Annotated in this window: 18 protein-coding genes, 2 pseudogenes and 1 riboswitch; of the genes and pseudogenes, 12 read left to right on the top strand and 8 right to left on the bottom strand. The window is 56.1% G+C overall.

The features are described from left to right. Nucleotides 1–397, bottom strand: a pseudogene (locus C9413_RS10590) (hypothetical protein); the annotation flags it as partial. 602 nt (nt 398–999) lie between these two features. Then, nucleotides 1,000–1,980 (bottom strand): acyltransferase, encoded by a 981-nt coding sequence (locus tag C9413_RS10585; protein WP_040115389.1) that lies wholly within the window; start codon nt 1,978–1,980, stop codon nt 1,000–1,002. A gap of 502 nt (nt 1,981–2,482) precedes the next feature. Between C9413_RS10585 and C9413_RS10580 the strand changes: the two genes are divergently transcribed. Beyond that, nucleotides 2,483–3,259 carry a class I SAM-dependent methyltransferase gene (locus C9413_RS10580; RefSeq protein ID WP_166677424.1) on the top strand — a complete coding sequence of 259 codons (777 nt, stop codon included), beginning with the start codon at nt 2,483–2,485 and terminating at the stop codon, nt 3,257–3,259. A gap of 105 nt (nt 3,260–3,364) precedes the next feature. On the opposite strand, the gene C9413_RS10575 is transcribed toward C9413_RS10580, so the two are convergent. Together C9413_RS10575 and C9413_RS10570 are read right to left on the bottom strand one after the other, a co-directional pair. Beyond that, nucleotides 3,365–3,982, bottom strand: coding sequence for a sugar transferase (locus C9413_RS10575; RefSeq protein ID WP_040116547.1), 618 nt, complete (start codon nt 3,980–3,982; stop codon nt 3,365–3,367). A 161-nt stretch (nt 3,983–4,143) separates the two neighbouring features. Then, the gene (locus tag C9413_RS10570) at nt 4,144–5,259 is read right to left on the bottom strand and encodes a glycosyltransferase (RefSeq protein WP_082046767.1); all 1,116 of its coding nucleotides are present in this window, start codon (nt 5,257–5,259) and stop codon (nt 4,144–4,146) included. A 190-nt stretch (nt 5,260–5,449) separates the two neighbouring features. Here C9413_RS10570 and C9413_RS10565 point away from each other — a divergent pair, with 190 nt between their 5' ends. The 4 genes and pseudogenes from C9413_RS10565 (at nt 5,450) to C9413_RS10555 (ending at nt 8,106) form a co-directional block, all read left to right on the top strand. Beyond that, complete coding sequence (locus C9413_RS10565) at nt 5,450–6,370, top strand: methionyl-tRNA formyltransferase (protein ID WP_063856019.1); 921 nt, start codon at nt 5,450–5,452, stop codon at nt 6,368–6,370. Further along, nucleotides 6,291–6,743 (top strand): annotated as a pseudogene (locus C9413_RS34440) (hypothetical protein); the annotation flags it as partial. The gene C9413_RS10565 and the pseudogene C9413_RS34440, both read left to right, overlap by 80 nt. A 30-nt stretch (nt 6,744–6,773) precedes the next feature. After that, nucleotides 6,774–7,415 (top strand): ATP-grasp domain-containing protein, encoded by a 642-nt coding sequence (locus C9413_RS33210; RefSeq protein WP_348648769.1) that lies wholly within the window; start codon nt 6,774–6,776, stop codon nt 7,413–7,415. Next, a complete protein-coding gene (locus tag C9413_RS10555; protein ID WP_052451781.1) occupies nt 7,408–8,106 on the top strand; it encodes an HAD family hydrolase in 699 nt (232 codons plus the stop codon). The genes C9413_RS33210 and C9413_RS10555 overlap by 8 nt, the downstream gene beginning before the upstream one ends. Nucleotides 8,107–8,133: 27 nt before the next feature. On the opposite strand, the gene C9413_RS10550 is transcribed toward C9413_RS10555, so the two are convergent. Continuing rightward, a complete protein-coding gene (locus tag C9413_RS10550; RefSeq protein WP_040115387.1) occupies nt 8,134–9,402 on the bottom strand; it encodes an O-antigen ligase family protein in 1,269 nt (422 codons plus the stop codon). A gap of 106 nt (nt 9,403–9,508) precedes the next feature. Between C9413_RS10550 and C9413_RS10545 the strand changes: the two genes are divergently transcribed. Next, complete coding sequence (locus C9413_RS10545; protein WP_082046711.1) at nt 9,509–10,312, top strand: FkbM family methyltransferase; 804 nt, start codon at nt 9,509–9,511, stop codon at nt 10,310–10,312. Nucleotides 10,313–10,517: 205 nt separating this feature from the next. Continuing rightward, nucleotides 10,518–10,614: riboswitch (TPP riboswitch) on the top strand. Nucleotides 10,615–10,830: 216 nt separating this feature from the next. Continuing rightward, nucleotides 10,831–11,631 (top strand): bifunctional hydroxymethylpyrimidine kinase/phosphomethylpyrimidine kinase, encoded by an 801-nt coding sequence (gene thiD / locus C9413_RS10540; protein WP_040115385.1) that lies wholly within the window; start codon nt 10,831–10,833, stop codon nt 11,629–11,631. Nucleotides 11,632–11,644: 13 nt separating this feature from the next. Here thiD and C9413_RS10535 read toward each other — a convergent pair whose 3' ends face one another. The 3 genes from C9413_RS10535 to C9413_RS10525 all read right to left on the bottom strand — a co-directional run bounded on the left by C9413_RS10535 (nt 11,645) and on the right by C9413_RS10525 (nt 14,808). Next, nucleotides 11,645–12,493 (bottom strand): carbohydrate ABC transporter permease, encoded by an 849-nt coding sequence (locus tag C9413_RS10535; RefSeq protein WP_040115384.1) that lies wholly within the window; start codon nt 12,491–12,493, stop codon nt 11,645–11,647. Beyond that, the gene (locus C9413_RS10530) at nt 12,486–13,424 is read right to left on the bottom strand and encodes a sugar ABC transporter permease (RefSeq protein WP_040115383.1); all 939 of its coding nucleotides are present in this window, start codon (nt 13,422–13,424) and stop codon (nt 12,486–12,488) included. Before C9413_RS10530 ends, C9413_RS10535 begins: the two co-directional genes overlap by 8 nt. A gap of 76 nt (nt 13,425–13,500) precedes the next feature. Beyond that, the gene (locus tag C9413_RS10525; protein ID WP_170250439.1) at nt 13,501–14,808 is read right to left on the bottom strand and encodes an extracellular solute-binding protein; all 1,308 of its coding nucleotides are present in this window, start codon (nt 14,806–14,808) and stop codon (nt 13,501–13,503) included. 208 nt (nt 14,809–15,016) lie between these two features. Here C9413_RS10525 and C9413_RS10520 point away from each other — a divergent pair, with 208 nt between their 5' ends. From C9413_RS10520 to C9413_RS10500, 5 genes are all read left to right on the top strand, one after another. After that, nucleotides 15,017–16,216, top strand: a complete 1,200-nt coding sequence (locus C9413_RS10520; RefSeq protein WP_040115381.1) for an ROK family transcriptional regulator — start codon at nt 15,017–15,019, stop codon at nt 16,214–16,216. 34 nt (nt 16,217–16,250) lie between these two features. Beyond that, nucleotides 16,251–17,351, top strand: a complete 1,101-nt coding sequence (locus tag C9413_RS10515; RefSeq protein ID WP_040115380.1) for a Gfo/Idh/MocA family oxidoreductase — start codon at nt 16,251–16,253, stop codon at nt 17,349–17,351. An 18-nt stretch (nt 17,352–17,369) separates the two neighbouring features. Further along, nucleotides 17,370–18,011: a ThuA domain-containing protein gene (locus C9413_RS10510; RefSeq protein ID WP_040115379.1), complete on the top strand. Its 642-nt coding sequence runs from the start codon at nt 17,370–17,372 to the stop codon at nt 18,009–18,011. Between the two features lie 112 nt (nt 18,012–18,123). After that, on the top strand, nt 18,124–18,423 hold the full coding sequence (locus C9413_RS10505) for a hypothetical protein (RefSeq protein WP_040116543.1): 300 nt from the start codon (nt 18,124–18,126) through the stop codon (nt 18,421–18,423). A 100-nt stretch (nt 18,424–18,523) separates the two neighbouring features. Next, a partial coding sequence (locus C9413_RS10500; protein ID WP_170250438.1) for a hypothetical protein occupies nt 18,524–19,129 on the top strand: 606 nt, incomplete at its 3' end.

Below are 19,129 nucleotides of genomic sequence, written 5' to 3'. Positions count from 1 at the left end.
GGATTGTCCGGAGATCGGAGATCGAACCGTACCGCCAATTGCGGCTATAAAGGCCGGCCATGGGAAAGACCACGATGCAAATCGCAAGATACTGCGGACCCGCAAATAACAGCGTTTCGATCAGCTCCGGACTTGCCTGAACCTGCTCCAGTCCATAGCGCGCGACGAACGCGAAGCTCAGGGCGAAGCATGCGGACACGAGGTCGGTCGCAAACAGCAAGGGTGCCTGCCGAACCTTGCGAAGGTGAGAACGGGCTGTCTTTTTTGATAGAAGAACCGCCGCGCTGACCACAGAATCGGCATAGCCAACCGCGGCCTTCCAAGCCGCCAACACCTCGTCCTGTCTAGCACCCATCTCCCGCCGGTGAGCAGAGATGACTTTGTCACCCCGAGCCATGCATGCATCCCCCGTACAACTGCAACGCGCGCCGTTGTCGCGACGCGAATAGCAAGATAAACTCCGATGCCTTGCGAATCCCGGCTTTAGCCGGTAAAACATAAGCGTACCGTGACGTTTCCGTGACAGTTTTAATCAAGTCTTCTGTTTGTTCTAGGACGGTACATCAGCAATTTTTTTTGTAAAGCCACATTATATTAAAGCTAAATGATATTAATACTTTAATATACTGATTAATCATTTAGTTTTATATACATAAGCGATAATATTATATTCGCAATCCCAAGGCGAATTCAATTAAAACGTGTTTTTCAATTCGTGGGCGGCTACTCTTTCCCCTCTATCGCGAGTAAACGCCCGGACACTCTCGGAACGTTTAATCGCGCCGCAATTTCCGATTGCTTCTTATTGAGTTTCTCGTTTGAAGACTCACGTTCTCTGGACGTTGTAACACTTATGATGTGTGCGGATATAATGCGCGCTGGCGGCTCAGAGACAACCCTGCGGACTTGGCGGTATCAGCGCATTATAAGTCACGCTTGGCGTGAAAAGAAAGGCGGCCTTCAAGCAGACTTTCACGCTGCAACAGTTGCAGCCAAATGTTATGCCATTCTAGCGGACGCGAGCAAGCGATCGTACCCTTTTTGCAGGAAGTACGCCGCGATAGCGGTTGTCGGAATCCCCACCGCGACAATTAGGATCAATGGATCAAGCTCAATTGCAGCCGAAAGTGCTTCCAAGATCCTGTATACGGGACGGTGCAGAAGATAGGCGAAGAAGCTGGCATAGGCCGCCCGCTCAATCCACATTGTCGCCGTATCCGAAAGGTCGTTAAGCCGCCGGGTGGCTAAGCAAAACGCGGAGACCGAGGCGAGCACAGCCCAAGGCAAAAGGACAATATCTGTCCCATCGATCGGCACAGAAAGCGTGGCGATACAAGCGATTGCGGTCACAAGCACTACCGGCCAGACCGCTTTGGGCGGAGCCGATCCAGACAAAACAATTCCAGCCACGAAGCAGGGGAAGTAGATCATCAAACGATTGTCCAGGCGCTCCCAGAGCCAGTCGACAGCCAGCAATCCCAATAGGATTATGACCGTTACAATCAACAACAACGTCAGCGATCTCCGTTTGATCCAGAGCAGCACTGGTGCACACAGGTAGAAGAGCATAATCATATTGATGAACCATAGCGTAACCGCTGCCGGTTCATCCAACATAGCCACCAGGAAGACGCCTTTAATCAGCGCAAGATGATCTCCGATATTCATCACGAGGAATATCAGGCTAGCTCCAACGAATGGTACGTAAATCCTCCAAAAGCGTCGCCTATAGAAGTCGAAAAGATCGCGGCCGCGGCCTCCTTGTAGGTAGCCAGATAGAAGCACAAAAAGCGCCAAAGCGGCGACCGTCACCATCAAGGTCACGGCGTTCTTGCCTACTTCCCTGATTGGCGAATATCCTATCGGATGCCAGACGCCAACGATCCAAAGGACGCTGACTGCCCTTAAGAGGTCAACGGTCGTGTTGCGCGCTGGTATTGCTGCAACCAGCCCCAAGTCGTTCTGATTGCCGTGTTGCATTATCCAAATTAACCCCCGGCGCACATTAGAAATTCATCGGCGTCGCGGCCCATTGTGTCAAGGTGGCCGAGATATAAATTCGTTGACGTGATTTGATGCTCACTTGGTGAAAGGCCGGACCATGCTGCCGAAGCCGGAAAGCTCTCGTCACACCGGAGTACGAAGCGCAAGAGCTGCAAGATCCGAGCACGACCTGGGATCATTTGGTGTCCGGGTAGCAGTGGCACATCTTTCCTGAGCCGCGTCTTCAATGGAGGATCATAGCTGACCCCTACCGTTGCCTCCAGCCACGGCAGGCTCGCGGCTACGAAGTCAAACAGGGCGCGAACAGGCTGTCCAAAAGACTGCAGCTGAAAGGAAATACCGCGACCCGCCCACTTGCATATTAGCAATCTATAAATAATATGGTCCTGTTCTCTCGGGAACGTTTGTCTGCAGCGGCCTGCGATATACAGAATGTGACCCCATTCGCCAGCACGCTCGGCCTGAATAGGAGCAGATGATGAAGGCCGCGTTTAAGTCTGTTGCCGGATATGCTTTGCGACCATCATTGTGGCCGACCATCCCATCGCTGGTTTCCCGTACGCTGTTTCCCGCTGAAGGTGAGGCAACTGGCCACCTCGCGAAAGCTCGTTGTGCAACAGAGGCAATTGAATGTGATCGCCTTCCTTCTGTCATGTCCGGATTTGTTTGGACCCCGTTCGAGGACGCGCAGCCTGAACTGGCGCGCCTAATAGCTAAGGCCCGAAGTGTCGCCCCCCAATACATTGGGGGTGGGGCCGATATGTCCTTCCTTTATAGCATGGCTGAATCGTTGAACGCCAAGCAAGTTGTTGAAACGGGAGTCGCCCTGGGTGATTCCAGTCTCGCTATTCTTGCGAGCGTTTCCAAACGAAGCGGGGGAAAGCTTATCAGCGTTGATAGACCCTACCTGCGTTTTGGAAGCGAAAAACATGTTGGGGCAGCGGTTCCTCCATACCTTCGCATTTATTGGGAACTTATCCGAGAAGCCGACCGCAGCGGGATAGGCAAGGCACTAGGGCGCTTGTATCCGTTGGATATGTGTCACTACGACAGTGATAAAAGCTATTCAGGAAGAATGTTTGGCTACAGCCGCCTTTGGCAGGCTCTGAGGCCTGGTGGTGTTTTTATCTCCGATGACATTCAAGACAATCTCGCTTTCTTCCATTTCTCAGAAACTGTTCAGCATAAATACTTCGTTGTAAAAAGCAGGAATAAGTATATTGGCGTCATGGTAAAAGGAACCACTGACAGGTGATCTGTTGACGATACCTGGGGACAAATGGACATTCACCTTTACCTGCGAGCACAATAAATGCTCGGCAGCTTGACCGGGCGTTCTTCGTCGATCTTCAAACGAGCTTTACTTTGGTCCCTTACGGAGCGTATCGCGACTGCTCGCAGCAAGAACGGCCGCAGCAAGGCGTTTCTCGTTCCGTCTTTCGCCGAAAATCATAACCAAAACGGTCTTAGCGATTATCTCGGCATCCATTAGGCATGTGCGGTTCTCGATATACCAGATATCCAGATCAACCTTTTCATCGTCAGTGAGCTTGGTGTTCCCATTTACCTGTGCCCAGCCGGTTAGTCCGGGCCTCACTGAACACCGCAAGATCCCGCGCTCGCCAAGGGCATGTATTTTTTCCAACAGTATCGGCCTTGGCCCTATGACGCTCATGTCACCAATGACGATACTCCACAATTCGGGCAGTTCATCCAGCCGGGAACGTCGCAACAGCCCGCCGAATTTTCCAGTGCGTTCGTCGTCGCTCAAGAGCTTCCCATCAGGATCCACAGCGGTGGTCATTGACCGGAACTTCTTCATCCTGAATGGTCGACGCTCTTTGCCAGCTCTCTCCTGGCTGAACATGATGGGAGAACCGAGAACGATTCTTACAGCAATAGCCAAGATGATAAGGACTGGCAGTGCCAATAGTCCTGCGGTAACGGAAAACAGCACATCGAACAGCCGTTTCAACATCGCCAGCCACCTCGAAGCGTCGAAACCGTTACACATGAGGTTCCAACTCATATCCAATACCGGGCTTTCGGGCATTGAAAGACGTCTGACAAATATTGCTTAAAAATAGCAAGCTTGCCAATAAAGAACGACGGAGTTCGCCTCAACCCGATTATGCGGTCTTACGGAGCGATGTTATTTTCTCTTTTAACTGCTGCCTTGCATTGGTTCAGAAAATAATCGTATTTTCGTACTATTACGCCCAAGTCGTACTCTTCTTCGATGCGCCGTCGTGCCGCCCCCGCATATTCAGCATATCGAGCAGTTCCACCGTCAAGAAGAGTTCGTATCGCCGCGGCCAGCGCGTCCGGATCCTGGGAGGGAACTGCCAGGCCGCCGTCGCCGATGATACTTGCAGCGTCACCCACATCAGTCGTAACAACAGGTAGCGCATAGCTCATCGCCTCCGCCAGGACGTTTGGAAAGCCTTCTGTTCTCGAAGACAGCGCGAGAATGTCGATCGATCGATAGAAAGCTGCCATGTCCTCGACTTCGTCCAAGAGCTGGACATTTTCTGGCGCCAAGCCTGCGGACAAGATCATCTGTGAGACGGCTGGATTGCTCCAGGACAGGCCACTTCCCGCAGCCACGAATGTCAGTCCCTCATGCGTTTGAAGAAGGCGAGCCGCGGCCCTGAAGAATGTCGGGTAATCCTTCTGCGGATGGAAGCGCGCTGCAATCCCGATCCGCTTGGCCGATCGAGGTTGAGGGGTCACGGATTGCGGCAGCTCAAAGCCGTTCGGTATGACCACGGCATTGTGCGTTCGATAACCAGCCGCCGCATGCATTTTGAGCGCCCTCGCTGAATTGAAGACGAAACCCGCCGGATGCCAGGATAGCCACTTTGCCAAAGTCACAGCGGCGCGTGAACTCCGGGTCAAAGACGTCCAATCGTCCAACGACTGACGCACGTTCCAGATCACTGCAGTGCTGCGATGTGCCAGCAAGGCCGCGACCGTGCCAACAATCATCGCATGATACATCCAGCACAATATGACGGGTGGCCTCTCCTGCCTGATGAGTTTGGCAAGTTTCAGCGAGGCGTGTGCGAGAGACGTCAATTTTGTGGCTTCGAGCGATACGTACTCCACACGGGGATTGCTCGAAATCTTAAGATTTCGCTCCGAAATCCCCATGAGCGAAACAACCACTATACGCTGGTCGACTGAGGCATGCAGCAGCCGTGCCAGCATTGTCTCAGCGCCCGCATGCGCTGTGAAATTGGTAATGACATGCATGACATCTGCCTTGGCCATAGTGCCCCTCAGCGCGTGGCAAGACGACAGCGCCCGCAAGGCCTCTGGACAGGAATTGCGTGCTCGTGTTTTTATACCTTCTAAAGAGCCTCCCGTGAAGGCAAGCCTTGCTTGATATAACATGACCGAGCCCGTAGCCTCGCTCGGCATAACTCGATGTCGTGGCCCCAGAATGCGGATCGTTCTCGTCGGAGCAGTGGAAGGTTCAAAAGTCGCCCTTGCAGCGCTCGTATCCTCTGAGCGACCGCCAGCGCTTGTCGTAACCCTGCCGCCAACCGCTGCTGATCGTCACTCGGATTTTGCCGATCTCAGTTCAATGGGCCGCGCGAGCGGCATTTCGTTCTTTTATACGACGAATGTGAACTCTGCGGAGACCCTGGCGAAGATTGCCAGTATCGGTCCGGATGTGACCCTAGTCGTCGGATGGTCCCAAATGTGCGGGCGCCCATTTCGCGAGCTTGCAAGCATCGGAACGATCGGCTTTCATCCCGCCGCCCTTCCACGACTAAGGGGGCGGGGGGTAATACCTTGGACCATTCTTCGCTCCGAAAAGACGACGGGATCGACCCTTTTCTGGCTTGATGACGGCGTGGATTCGGGACCGATCCTGCTTCAGCGCCTCTTTGACATAGCCGATAATGATACCGCCCGCAGTCTATACGAAAAGCATCTGCTGAATATTCGAGAAATGGTCCCCCAGGCCGTCAGGATGGTCGAGTCCGGCAACGCGCCAAGGATCCCTCAGGATGATGAAAAGGCCTCTTATTGCGCGAGGCGCCGGCCTGAAGACGGCTTGATTGACTGGCGCCTGCCAGCCGCTGACATCACGCGCTTCATACGTGCGGTCGGAGACCCCTACCCCGGCGCTTTTACCCATTCTGGAAGCGAGAGGATATATATCGATGCAGCCGATCTATTCCCCAACCCGGATCGCTACATAGGCCTTCCGGGACAAATTCAAACGGTCAGCGCCACCGGTTTTCTCGTCATGTGTGGCGACGGCAATTGTGTTGATGTCAGCGCTTGGCGTCCTCAAACATCGCGGCTGCGGACGCATAGCCATTTGCGGTCCGTGTCCTCGCTCAAGGCTTGATCGCAATAAGCATAGTTCAGTCTGGAAAAGCCGTCGCCGCTTCAGACGCCTAAAGGGATACGGGATGACGTCAGCAGCGATCAAGATCCTCGTTTCATCCGCCGGTCGACGGGTCGCTCTCATCGACTGCTTTCGCAGGGCGGCGAAAGAGATCGGCATATCCCTGACGGTGGTGGCATGTGATCTCGATCCAAGAATGAGCCCGGCCTGCCGATGCGCCGATACGAGCTATGCTGTCCCAGCCTGTGACGATCCGGGCTTCGTTTCAGCGCTGCAAGAAATTGTATCGCGTGAAAAAATCGATCTGATCGTTCCAACGATCGATCCCGAACTCCCGGCTCTCGCAGGGGCGATGGACGATTTTGCGGCACTTGGCTGTCGCGTTCATGTCAGCCAACCGGCGGTGGTCGACATCGTTCGCGACAAGCTTGAAACGATGACTGTGCTTGAGGCGGCGGGAGTCCCCGTCCCGCGCACCATCGCACTTGAGCAGTTCGCCGCGACCAGCGAATGGTCTTGGCCGGTATTTGTAAAGCCGCGGTCTGGAAGCGCCAGCCGCGCGATCAGCGTCGCCGGTTCGAGAGATGAGCTGCCCGCCAAGGTCACCGAACCGATGATTGTGCAAGAAAATCTGACCGGCGCGGAATACACGGTCAACGGCTTTGTCGACGTGCGCGGCAGACTACAGACAGCCATTACACATCGTCGCGTTCGTGTCAGAGCCGGCGAGGTCGAAAAAGGCATCACCGAGCGCCAGCCGCGACATTCCCGCATCGCGCATGATATCGTCGCTGCGCTGCCGGGCCTCAGGGGTGCGTTCTGCTTTCAGATTATGGACGACGGCGCTGTCGGCCCCAAAGTGATCGAGATCAACGCACGGTTCGGAGGAGGCTATCCTCTGGCTGATCATGCGGGCGCGCATTTTGCAAAATGGCTGCTCGAGGAAGTCTCGGGCTTACCTGCAAGCTGTCATGACAACTGGCATTCGGGCGTGTTGATGCTGCGTTACGACGAAGCGATCTTCGTGGATGGTGAAGATGTGTGAACCACGAGGTGGTGTTCTAGTCTTCGATCTGGATGACACACTCTATCTCGAAAGCGACTTTGCCAAGAGTGGTTTCGAGGCCGCGTCCGCGTGGCTGGATCGAGAAATGGGCGTTGCGAATTTCGCTGATCATTGCCACGCAATCTTTGCTACGGGCAGACGCTCACGCGTGTTCGACGAAGCGCTCGCCGCTGCAGGCATGGCCGGGGACCGGACGTTGACTGCAAAGCTAATTGAAGTTTACCGGCAACATCATCCACGCATAGCGTTGGCCCCCGATGCTTTGGAATATCTTTGCAATCCTGCGAGGAAGGCGCGCCTGGCCCTCATAACCGACGGCTACGCAGCAACACAAATGGCAAAGGTCAAGGCGCTGGGCCTTGAGGAGATTCTAGACCACATCATTTATACAGATGTCTGGGGCCCAAAGTTTTGGAAACCGCATCCGCGGGCGTTCGAGGCTATCCAAGAATGGTCAGGAGTGCCGTGCGCGGAGCTGGTTTACGTAGCTGACAATCCCGCCAAGGATTTTATCGCTCCGCGGCGTCTGGGATGGAGGACGATCCAGATTGCCCGGATCGGCCGCATCCACATGGCATCCGCCACCAAGCCTGACCAGAGACCCGATGCGGTGATAACCAGTCTACTTGATCTCGACGCGTGCCTCGCGACGCTCCGCACTGCGCCATAATTTACAATCACGACCCCTCCCAAGGGACTACGCTTGCGATCGTTTCACAAAGGCCTGCGCTAGAACGGCAGGAATAAGCAGCGGAACCGGCCAAAAACGTCCATACATATGAGTCATTGCGTTGCCCATAGCCAAAAACGCCGCAACTGTCGCAAAGATGCAGATCGCGAACGGAAGGCCGTTCTTGATGCGACTAGCCGCAAGCGCCGGTCCCAAGAGGCTGATCACCATGACGGCAAAGCCAAGGGCCGCGATGAGGCCCCCCTCCGTCCAAAGAAGCAGGTAGATATTGTGTACGGGCCTCTGTACGGCGCTGCTCACTCGGTACTGATCCGCTCCAATCCCGAGCAAAAGCGTGGAGCCCGTTTGACCGGCCGCCTCCTGTATGAGCTCAAAGCGACGACCAAACGTTCCCGCCTGGCTGATGTCTCCTGTATCGACAGCGGTAAGCACGCGTTTTTGGAAAACGTCCGGCAGATAGTCGCGCAACGGTGTAATCGCGACAAGTGGAATGCAGAGGCAGAGAGCGGCGGCAGGCACAACCGTTCTCCACGTAAGATTGAACAAGAGAAAGATCGCAATGCCTATCCCGCAGCCAATAAGCCCGGTATTAGAGCCAGTCAGAAGAAGACCGTAGGTCATGACTATAAACGCGCAAAGCGCGAGCAACCTGTTTAATTTTCTTAAGGAAACGAGCAGAAGCAGGACCTGAATTGCGAGCGCAATAACGGCGGCGCACGCATTTTCTCTTTCCATCAATCCGTTAAAGCGTCCGCTCCCGGTGACGAACTGCGTATTTGTCTCTCCGAGAACATGAATGAGAAAAATACCGTGTATACAAATTATAAATATCGAAAAGACATAAATCTTTGCGGCCACTAAGAGCTCGTCATAGCTCCTTCCACCAAACAAAAGCAGCACAATAAAGTACGCGTAGAAATACTGCAGGACGACCACGAGTCCCCGTTCCGGCGCGGGGCTTACGATGCTGCTTGCTGTCAATCCCAAAAGCAGCAAGGCAAGCCCAAAACACCAGGCGGCCGTGCTCAGCTTGCCAATTACATCGACGACAATATTCGCATTCGCAACAGCGAGGGAAAAGCAAAGAAAAAAAGACAGATCTGCAAGCGTGAAATAAATGTAGTCACTTCTAAAATAATTCATCGAGCATAGAAATATAGCAGCAAAGAATGCATATAATTCCAAAGATTGCGAAATTGTCGCGACCGAAGGTTGTCCATGCCCCTTTGCACGTTCATCGATTTTATCAGCCGATGTAACGTCATTTAAGCTCATCGCCAACGCCTCCGTCTGTTTAAGGTATTCTAAAACGCAAAAAAGTGAAGTAACTTCCAAGCTTGGAGAGCTTGTCCTTCAATCATCTTCGATCGGAGACCGTACGATGCCGCTGCGAAGTCTGGCGAGATACCGTCCTCTGCGGCGAGTTGCACTACATTTCCTTCGCACTTGGGGAACGCGCGATATTACCGTGCGCCATCATTGGTGGCGCGATGCGCCCATAAGATTAAACCTGTATAGACATCGGGGATATTGGTTCAAAGGGAAGCACCGCGAGAAGCATATCATGAAGACGCTCGCCGAGCTTGCAAAGCCCGGAGATATCGTTGTCGAGCTGGGCGGCCATATCGGCTATCTTTCGGTTCATTTAGCAAAGATTGTTGGCAATGACGGTACTGTTATCGTTTTCGAACCTGGGCCCAACAATTTGCCATATCTTCGAACCAATACAGAGCGCTTTGCGAACATTAAAATCGTTGAGGCCGCGTGTGGAGATCTCGATGGCCCCGTGGAATTCTGGATAGAAGGCCTATCGGGCCAGAACAATTCATTGGACAAAAACTATAAAAATTTTGAACAAAACCGAGAAAATGCGTTCAGCGATGCGCTGATGGAATCCGTCACGGTCGAGATGATGCAGCTTGACACGTTCTTGGAAGAGACGGGCCTTCGTCCGGCGCTGCTGAAGATAGATGTGGAGGGTGCCGAACACCGTGTGCTTCTCGGCAGTTCGCACTGTCTGGCGAATATAAGGCCACTTATAGTGGTGGAAGTTACCGAGAATTTTGACGATGTAGCCAGGATATTTAGCGAAAACGATTACGCAATTCATGATCGCAGTCGCCCCGAGTGGGTGTGCATTCCGGCCGAACGCGCCGGAGCGTCCCAACAAGTATCGCAGCATTGAGGGGTTCGTTCTCGTCATCCCGTCATCGAAGCTTTCAACTCCGCCGCTTGCCGAAATACAAGAGCGGCATGAAAACGTCGTTATTCCCGCCTTCGCTCATAAGGCTCTCAAAGCGCAGATGTTGGTAGCGGGATCTGACGTCAGGCAATACAGCCATGCTTTTTTTAGGGGTGACAGACAGAGATTTGTCTGCAATGAAGACCGCGATGAGAGACAGGGGCGTTCGTTGCAAGACGGGCTGAGAAGTACCCTTCGAACCTGAACCGGATAATGCTGGCGGAGGGAGTCGCTCGGAGCCTTGTTCAGTCCGGCTCCCCGCGCATTTGCCCCGCCGGAAAGGGGCAGATGCCGATACGAAGTTCACCCGGACACTCGCTGCCAGGGGCGCGACGCCGCTGCTCGTGCAATCATCACCGACTACGTCGCGATGAATATCGGGTCTGGATCCATTTCAGGCGTTTCGTTGACGCGCTTGTGCAGCTCGCGACCATGACTGACGCAATCCGAAAGGCACGCGCATGATATGTAACGTTCTTTCCATTGCCGGCTCCGACCCTTCGGGCGGCGCGGGCGTCCAGGCCGATTTGAAAACCTGTTCGGCGCGCGCCACCTATGGCATGGCCGTTTTGACCGCCTTGACGGCTCAGAATACCCAGGGCGTTTCCAGCGTGCATGCAGTTCCCGCTGACTTCGTCGCCGAGCAGATCGGCATGATCTTCGCCGATATCCGCGTCGATGCGGTGAAGATCGGCATGATCGCCAATGCACCGATTGCCGAAGCTGTCGCCAATGCGCTCTTGCCGCACTGCGGCATACCGATCGTGCTCGATCCGGTGATGATTGCCAAAGGAGGTGCTGCCCTCCTAGATGTTGAAGCCATCGATTTTCTCAAGACCCGGCTTTTGCCGCTCGCAACTCTTCTTACCCCCAATCTGCCAGAAGCCGCCGCTCTGCTCGGAGAGCCGGTTGCAGGGACCCGAGATGCAATGGAGCGGCAAGCGGAAAAGCTGCGTGGGCTCGGTCCCTCTGCCGTTCTCGTAAAGGGTGGCCATCTTGGCGGGATGCAAAGCCCTGACGTCCTGGTAAGCGAAAGCGGGATTACCTGGTTTGAAGCGCCACGCGTTCCGACCAAGAACACGCACGGCACCGGCTGCACGCTTTCGAGCGCGCTTGCAGCAGAGCTCGCAAAGGGCGGATCGCTCGAGGCCGCGGTCGCGACAGCCAAAGATTACCTGGCTGCCGCCGTTGCCAAAGCCGGCACGCTCAGCGTCGGTTCGGGCCATGGTCCGGTTCAGCATTTTCATCAGCTCTGGCCATGATGCACGGGTCTGCTTAGGTCTTCACGGCGCCAGCGGTCAGACCGGCGATGATATGCTTTTGGGCCACGAAGAACACGATCACCGTCGGCAGGATGGTAAGCGTGATGAAGGCGAGCACCAGCTGCCATTCGGTGCCATACTCGCCGCGATAGACCATGATGCCGAGCGGCCACGGATATTTCGATTCCGAATTCAGCATGATCAGCGGCAGGATATAACTGTTCCAGCTGCCAACGAAGGAGATGATGCTGATGGTTGCAATGATCGGCCGCGCAAGCGGTAGCGAGATGTACCAGAAGAAGCGCAGATAGCCGCAACCGTCGACAAAGGCCGCCTGGAACAATTCTTCCGGGAGGTTTTTGAAATAATTCCTGAAAAGCAGAATGCTCATGCCGAGGCCGAATGCGACCTGCGGCAGCACCACGCCCCAATAGGTATCGAGAAGACCCAGATCGCGGATGCGGATGAAGAGCGGCAGGATCGCCGTTGCTGCCGGAAACATCAGGCCGAGCAGGAAATAGTTCAGCAGGAACGACGAGCCGAAGAAACGGACATGCGCAAAGGTGAAGGCGGCCATCGACGAGACGATCAGCGTGAGAGAGACCGTGAGCGCTGCAATTACCAACGAATTGAAGATCTGCAGCCAGTATCGCTCCGCGAAGAGGATATCGGTATAGTTCGACCATTGCCACTCTGTAGGGAGCCCAAAGGGATTGGTGCGCAGGTCGCCCAGCGTCTTGAAACCGCCGAGCGCCGTCGTCAGCAACGGTATGAGAACCAGCGCCGCAATCAACGTCAGCGACACGTAGAGATAAACGCGCGTCTGCAGCGGCATGCGAATGGTGGAGCTCGTATCAATCATTGCGCATGAAAATCCTCTTGTAGCCGAAGGCGAGTGACATGCAGATGATGAAGAGGACGACACCGACGGCGCTGCCGAGACCAACCTGCATGCGCATGACCCCGTAGGTGTAAAGGAAAGTCACCATCGTCTGCGTCGAATTCGATGGCCCGCCGCCTGTCAGCGGCATGATCATGTCGAAGAGCTGCAGCGAACCGATGACCGCAAAGAAGATGGAAAGGCGCAGCGTGGATCCAAGCAGTGGCAGTGTCACATAGCGGAACTTCTGCCAGCCTGTCGCCCCGTCGATCTCAGCTGCTTCGAGCACATTTTTGTCGACCGATTGCAGGCCGGCGATGAAGAGCATCATGTGAAAGCCGAAATACTTCCAGACGATAACGGCAAGCACTGCGTAGATGGCGAGATCCTTGTCGGCGAGCACATAGGGGGTCGCGAAACCGAAGAAGTTCGAGATTGCGGCAAAGAGCCCGTAGTCGCCGTCATAGACGAAGCGCCAGATCAGGCCAGCTGCGACATCGGCAAGAACGTAGGGGAGAAAGAAGATCAAGCGGAAGGCGACGACGCCGGGGATACGGTGGGCCAGCATCGTCGACAGCCAGATCGCCAGCGGAACCTGGATGGCGATGGATATCAGAATAATGAGCCCATTATTGACAAGCGCCTGTGTGAAGGCGGCGTTGCGCAAGAGGACTTGGAAGTTGCGGAGCGCGATGAACTCCGTCGGCATGCCGTAGCCGTTCCACTTATAGAGGCTGTACCAGGCCGCCTCGCCCATCGGCATGATGACGAAGAGCGTAAAAAGCAGCAGAGCCGGCGGCAGAAAGAGCAGAAGTACGGCCCAGCGGTCATGCGCGGCCGAACTGCGGTTTCTGGTCGCGCTCCTGACCGGTCTTGCCGCACCGATCGCCGATGAAATGGAAATATTCGCCATTTGTCTTGCCTTCGCATGCGCCTGGTTCGATCCCGGCACCTGTTGAGAAGGCGCCGGGACAAAGGAAGCGGAGGGGTTATTGCTCCAGTTCGAAGGCGTCCTGGATCTGCTGGGCGCCATCCTGCGAACTCATCTGGCCGGAGACGATTTCAACGGAGACGTCATTGACGACACGGCCAACGGCAGCGCCGAGATCCTGATCGAAATAGTTCTGGTGCCAGGTCGAGGCGGCGAGTTGCTTGGCGGATTGAGCCAGAAGCGAATTCGTCACACCATCATCGGCGCCGACGGCCACCGGCAGAAGCATCGCGGCTTTGGCCATGGATCTTTCGTTTTCTGCATTCGTCAGGAAGGCGAGAAAATCGATTGCTTCCTTGGAAGCCTTCTTGGTTACCGCCCAGCCGTTCAAACCACCCAGAGTATCGGTTACCTTACCGGCGCCGCCTTCTACGGCCGGGAAGTTAAAGCGGCCGATGTTTTCCGGCGAAAGTCCCTTTCCGTCACCGGCATTCTTGCGCTGATTGGCTTCGGTATTCTCAAAACCGAGGATCATAGCGGCCTTACCATCGCCGAAGACGCCCAGCGTTTGCGGCCAGGTCGCACCCAGATAGCCAGGCTGGAAGGGTTCAAGCTGCCCGAGTTCGGCAAGATCCTCACCGGCTTTGATGATCGCCGGATCCAAGAAGCCTTCGCCCTCGCCTTTCTTGGCAGCATCGAAGACCTTTTCTCCGCCTTCGCGCATGACGAGATAGCTCCAATAGAAGTGGATCGGCCATTTTTCGCCGCCGCCACCTGCGATCGGCACGATGCCGGCGTCCTTGAGCTTTTTCACGGCTTCGAGAAAGCTGGCCCAGGTCTTGATATCCTCGGCCTTCACGCCAGCCTTTGCAAAGAGCTCCTTATTGTAGAAGAAGCTGACGAGTCCGACCTTGTATGGCATTGCCCAGACCTTGCCGTCAAAGGTCAGACCACTGACAGAGGCGGCGCTATAGGCATTGCGCAGCTTGCCGCCATCCGCATTGAGCGCGGCTGTCACATCCTGAAGCGCACCGGTCTCAGATTGTTGTTTGAGGACGCCCCCGCCCCAGCTGAAAAAGAAGTCCGGTAAATCGTCGGACTGGAGAAGCGTCGGCAATTTTGCCTTGAATGCCTCGTTTTCGAGAAACTGCATCTGGATGTCGACATCCGGGTGCTTTTCTTCATAAGCCTTGGCAATTTCCTCCCACTTGGCCACGTAAGCTGGATCGAGCTCCAGATGCAGCCACTTTACGACCGTTGTTGCGCAGGCTGCACCGGCTCCGAGCATCACGGAAATGCCTGCGGCAGCGGCCAGAAATGCGATGCGCTTGGCGCGAAGAGCAGCATTCGTGCGAATATACGTCATGGATTTTCCTCCCGGGGGCCAACGTCCTCACTAATTTTTCCCCTATGCGGAATAATTCAACGCAGCTCTGACTGATGTCAACCCGATAGAGCAAATTTTTGGCAAATCTGCTTGACAGCATCCGCAAACTGTTTGTTATTTAATTCGTATCCCGTCGAAAATAATCGGGGCTGAGCCCTGAAGCAAAGCGATTGCCCGGCTAGTTTTCATGAAGACCGCAGATCCTGAATTAATGCGCGCGATCAATCGCTTGAACGTGCTGGACACGATCCGCCGCCACGGACCGATCGCACGTGTAGAGATCAGCGAACGCACCGAACTTTCGACCACGACGGTATCGGCAATTACCGCCTCGCTTCTCGATGACGGGCTCATTTTGCCGCGCCACGAAGGCGATATCCGCAACGAGGGGGCTCGCGGCCGTCCCCGTGTGATGCTGGAATTGAACCCGGATGCCGCGCGCGTCGTCGGTGCCAAAATTGCCGCAAGCCGGCTCGTTTTCGTCCTCACCGATTTCCGCGGAGACGTGCTTTCGAAACTCACCCTGCCTATCCGCATCGACCGGCAGCCGATCACAGTCATCGCCGACCTGGTGGAGGATGGCGTGCGCCGCTGCGTCGTGGATGCCGGCTTGTCGCTGGAAGATGTCGATACCGTTTGCCTTGGGCTTCCGGGCGTTATCGAGCATCGCACTGGCCATGTTCGCAGCAGCCCCATCTTTCGGGATACGAATGTCGATTTCGCCTCGGAGATGACTGCGCGGCTTGGGACGTCGACCATCATAGAAAGCGATGCCCATGCAATCACCCTTGCTCATCACTGGTTCGGCAAGGCGCGAGATCTCGAGGATATGGTGTTGATCTCCCTGGAACAGACGCTCGGGCTTGGCGTGCTGCATGGCAATCAACTCTTCCGCGGTGCCGGCGGCCTCAGCCACAATCTCGGCGATCTCGTGCTCGGCACGGGGTCGCAGGGCACCGTGCGGCTGTCGAGCCGGGCTGGCGAAAGTGCAATCCTTGGCGAACAGCAGGCCGACGGGCGTTTTGCGGAAGCAATCCGTCTCGGCCGCGGCATGGCCCATGCTCAGGCGCTGATCAAGGCGGAGGACAATGTCCTCATCGGCGCCGCCGTCCGCGCCGGCGAGGCCGTCGGGCTGACGATTGCCAACATCGTCACGCTCTTTGCCCCGCCGCGTGTGATCCTCGTCGGTTCCAGCCTGGCGCTCGGCGAGCCCTTTCTGAACAGCCTGCGCGATGCCTATGCACTTGCGATCCCACCATCCTTAAAGGGCGTCACCGAACTCATCTTCGACGACTCCACAGACGATTTCTGGGCGCAAGGTGCGGCAGCCGTTGCCCTTTACGAACTCTACGAGTCTCCTTGGAACACGACGGGGCCGGCACTGTAAAAGCTGTAACTGTAAAATCGATTGGGAGGAAATCATGGAGAGAGTCGGCATCGGCATCATCGGATGCGGCAATATTTCAGGCGCATACCTCAAGGCCATGGCCTCTTTCCCGATCCTCGATATCCGCGGCATCGCCGATCTCAACCGATCGCTGGCGGAGGCAAAAGCCGCCGAATTCAACGTCCCGGCGAAAAACATCGACGAGCTCCTTGCTGATCCAAAGATCGAAGTCATTGTCAACCTAACAATACCGAAAGCGCATGTGGCAGTCGGCCTGCAGGCACTTGAAGCAGGAAAACACACGTATTCGGAAAAGCCGCTCGGAATTAGTTTCGTGGAAGGGAAAAAGCTCGCTGAAGCCGCGAAAGCGAAAAACCTTCGCATCGGCGCGGCACCCGATACCTTCCTCGGCGGCGGGCATCAGACGGCGCGTGCCCTGATCGACAAGGGCGTGATCGGCCAGCCGGTCGGCGGCACGGCCACCTTCATGTGCCCCGGCCACGAACGATGGCACCCGAACCCGGCCTTCTACTACGAGGTCGGCGGCGGGCCGATGCTCGACATGGGACCTTATTACATCACCGATCTCCTCAATCTCTTCGGACCGGTAGCGCAGGTCGCGGGCTTTGCGATTGCGCCCCGCAAGGAGCGTATCATCACCAGCGAGCCGCACAGCGGCGAGCATATTCCCGTGCACGTGCCAACCCATGTCGTCGGCATCATGGCCTTTGCCAACGGGGCGGTCGTTCAGATTGGCATGAGTTTCGACGTCGCCGGGCACAAGCACGTGCCGCTTGAACTCTATGGCACGGAAGGCACGCTGATCGTTCCGGACCCCAACCATTTCGGCGGCGAGGTGCAGCTTCTGAAAAAGGGCGGAAGCTTCGAACCGCAGGAACTGACTGCGCCTTACGCAGACGGCAACTACCGCTCGCTCGGCGTTGCAGATCTTGCACATGCCATCCGTTCCAATCGCCCGCACCGGGCAAACGGCAGCCTCGCGCTGCACGTTCTCGAAGTCATGGAGGCGTTTCACGCGGCCTCCGAAACCGGCCGCACGGTCACGATCGCCACAGAGACGGAGCGCCCGGCGCCGCTGTCGGATTCCCTTATCAATGGACGGTTGGGCAAGTAGTATTCAGGAGGAAAGAACATGCGCGAAGCACTGATTGTCTGGGGCGGCTGGAGCGGCCACGAGCCACAGGAATGCGCTGCCATCATCAAGGACATGCTTCAGGAGGACGGCTTCAAGGTCTATGTCGAGCACAGCACCGAAGCCTTCGCCGATCCGTCGGTGCATGATATGAGCCTCGTCGTGCCAATCGTCACCATGTCGAAGATCGAAAAGGAAGAGATCAAGAATCTCGCTGCTGCGATCGAAAACGGCGTCGGCATCGCCGGCTATCACGGCGGTGCTGGCGACAGCTTCCGCGAGTGCGTCGAATACCAGTTCATCATCGGCGGCCAATGGGTCGCCCATCCGGGCAACATCATCGACTACACGGTAGATATCACGCGGCCGGACGACCCGGTCATGGAAGGGATCAGCGATTTTTCCTATACGTCGGAGCAATATTACATGCATGTCGACCCCTCGAACGAGGTGCTCGCGACGACGACGTTCACAGGTGATCATGCCTACTGGATTGACGGCGTGGTAATGCCGGTCGTCTGGAAGCGGAAATACGGAAAAGGCCGCGTCTTCTATTCCTCGCTCGGCCATCAGTCCAAGGAATTCGGCGTGCCGCAGATGAAGTCTATCTTCCGGCGCGGCGCCAATTGGGCAGCACGCTAAACCCGCTGGCCTAGAAGGCGAAGCGCTCTCTGCGATGTGATCGGAACGGTCCGGAACAAATGGCCGCCTTTGCCGTTGTTGCCGCGTTGATCAGCTCGAAAGGATTTTGATCATGCGCACGATTTTCGCGGTGACTTCGATTGTCTTTCTCGGCATAGCCGGTCCCGTGTTGGCGCAATCCAATATGGGCACGGATTATACCGGGCGCATTGACGGCACTCCTCCTCTCGGAACCTCGCCGGAAAGCCCAACGACGAATGGTCTCGTCATTCCGCTTGATCCGGTAGAAACCGGCAGTGTTGATGTCGTCATACCGCGCCACACCGGCCCGACTGATGTCAGGCGCTGCCCACCGCCCAAACGCGGCGTTGCAGGCAAGACAAGCCGCTATGGCCAGGCGTGCCCGCAATAGGACAACCGAGGGCGCAGCAAAGCCGCCACGCCAATTTCTATCTCGCTGGCATGCATTTCGTGTTAGTGGAGACCACGAATTTCCGTGAGGCCTTGCCGCAATGCTACCTTGGATACAGCTCGACTCCACGATCATCCCCGGGGACGGCGGAGAATTGCGCCTGAAGCAGCGAGGCCGCGAATTCTCCATCATGCTCGGCTCGAACGAACTGATGAACAGCCGTCTCAGCGGATCTGAAGAAGCGCTTGCAACGCTTTCCTGGGATCGCATCAAAGGCCACAGACGCCCGAAGGTCCTCATCGGCGGCCTCGGCATGGGCTTCACCTTGCGCGCAGCGCTCGCGGTCCTACCCGCGGACGCCGAAGTGGTTGTCGCTGAGCTGGTTCCGGCCGTGGTCGCCTGGGCACGAGGGCCAATGGCGGAGGTTTTTAAGGGATGCCTCGAGGATCCGCGCGTCTTAATCCATCAAGGCGACGTCGCAGAGGCGATCCACTCAGTCAAAGCAGGCTTCGACGCAATCCTGCTCGACGTCGACAATGGGCCGGACGGGCTGACCCGCAAATCCAACGACAGGCTTTATGATTTCAACGGCCTGCGAGCATCCCGCGAAGCCCTGCGCTCTGGCGGCGTTCTCGCCGGCTGGCCTTCCGGCCCCAATGCGCGCTTCAGCCGCACGCTGCGCGACAGCGGCACTTCGGCGGACATG

Source organism: Rhizobium sp. SEMIA 4085, from assembly GCF_013004495.1.
Classification (GTDB): domain Bacteria; phylum Pseudomonadota; class Alphaproteobacteria; order Rhizobiales; family Rhizobiaceae; genus Rhizobium; species Rhizobium gallicum.
This window is presented reverse-complemented; position numbering and strand designations above follow the sequence as displayed.

What these genes read in the sequence shown, in the direction of transcription:
- C9413_RS10545 (WP_082046711.1), top strand. Translation starts at nt 9,509, where the DNA reads ATGCCGCTGCGAAGTCTGGCGAGATACCGTCCTCTGCGGCGAGTTGCA.
- thiD (WP_040115385.1), top strand. Translation starts at nt 10,831, where the DNA reads ATGATATGTAACGTTCTTTCCATTGCCGGCTCCGACCCTTCGGGCGGC.
- C9413_RS10575 (WP_040116547.1), bottom strand. Translation starts at nt 3,982, where the DNA reads ATGTTGAAACGGCTGTTCGATGTGCTGTTTTCCGTTACCGCAGGACTA.
- C9413_RS10530 (WP_040115383.1), bottom strand. Translation starts at nt 13,424, where the DNA reads ATGGCGAATATTTCCATTTCATCGGCGATCGGTGCGGCAAGACCGGTC.
- C9413_RS10520 (WP_040115381.1), top strand. Translation starts at nt 15,017, where the DNA reads ATGAAGACCGCAGATCCTGAATTAATGCGCGCGATCAATCGCTTGAAC.
- C9413_RS10555 (WP_052451781.1), top strand. Translation starts at nt 7,408, where the DNA reads ATGTGTGAACCACGAGGTGGTGTTCTAGTCTTCGATCTGGATGACACA.
- C9413_RS10570 (WP_082046767.1), bottom strand. Translation starts at nt 5,259, where the DNA reads ATGCATGTCATTACCAATTTCACAGCGCATGCGGGCGCTGAGACAATG.
- C9413_RS10585 (WP_040115389.1), bottom strand. Translation starts at nt 1,980, where the DNA reads ATGCAACACGGCAATCAGAACGACTTGGGGCTGGTTGCAGCAATACCA.
- C9413_RS10525 (WP_170250439.1), bottom strand. Translation starts at nt 14,808, where the DNA reads ATGACGTATATTCGCACGAATGCTGCTCTTCGCGCCAAGCGCATCGCA.
- C9413_RS10550 (WP_040115387.1), bottom strand. Translation starts at nt 9,402, where the DNA reads ATGAGCTTAAATGACGTTACATCGGCTGATAAAATCGATGAACGTGCA.
- C9413_RS10510 (WP_040115379.1), top strand. Translation starts at nt 17,370, where the DNA reads ATGCGCGAAGCACTGATTGTCTGGGGCGGCTGGAGCGGCCACGAGCCA.
- C9413_RS10565 (WP_063856019.1), top strand. Translation starts at nt 5,450, where the DNA reads ATGCGGATCGTTCTCGTCGGAGCAGTGGAAGGTTCAAAAGTCGCCCTT.
- C9413_RS10535 (WP_040115384.1), bottom strand. Translation starts at nt 12,493, where the DNA reads ATGATTGATACGAGCTCCACCATTCGCATGCCGCTGCAGACGCGCGTT.
- C9413_RS10505 (WP_040116543.1), top strand. Translation starts at nt 18,124, where the DNA reads ATGCGCACGATTTTCGCGGTGACTTCGATTGTCTTTCTCGGCATAGCC.
- C9413_RS10515 (WP_040115380.1), top strand. Translation starts at nt 16,251, where the DNA reads ATGGAGAGAGTCGGCATCGGCATCATCGGATGCGGCAATATTTCAGGC.
- C9413_RS10580 (WP_166677424.1), top strand. Translation starts at nt 2,483, where the DNA reads ATGAAGGCCGCGTTTAAGTCTGTTGCCGGATATGCTTTGCGACCATCA.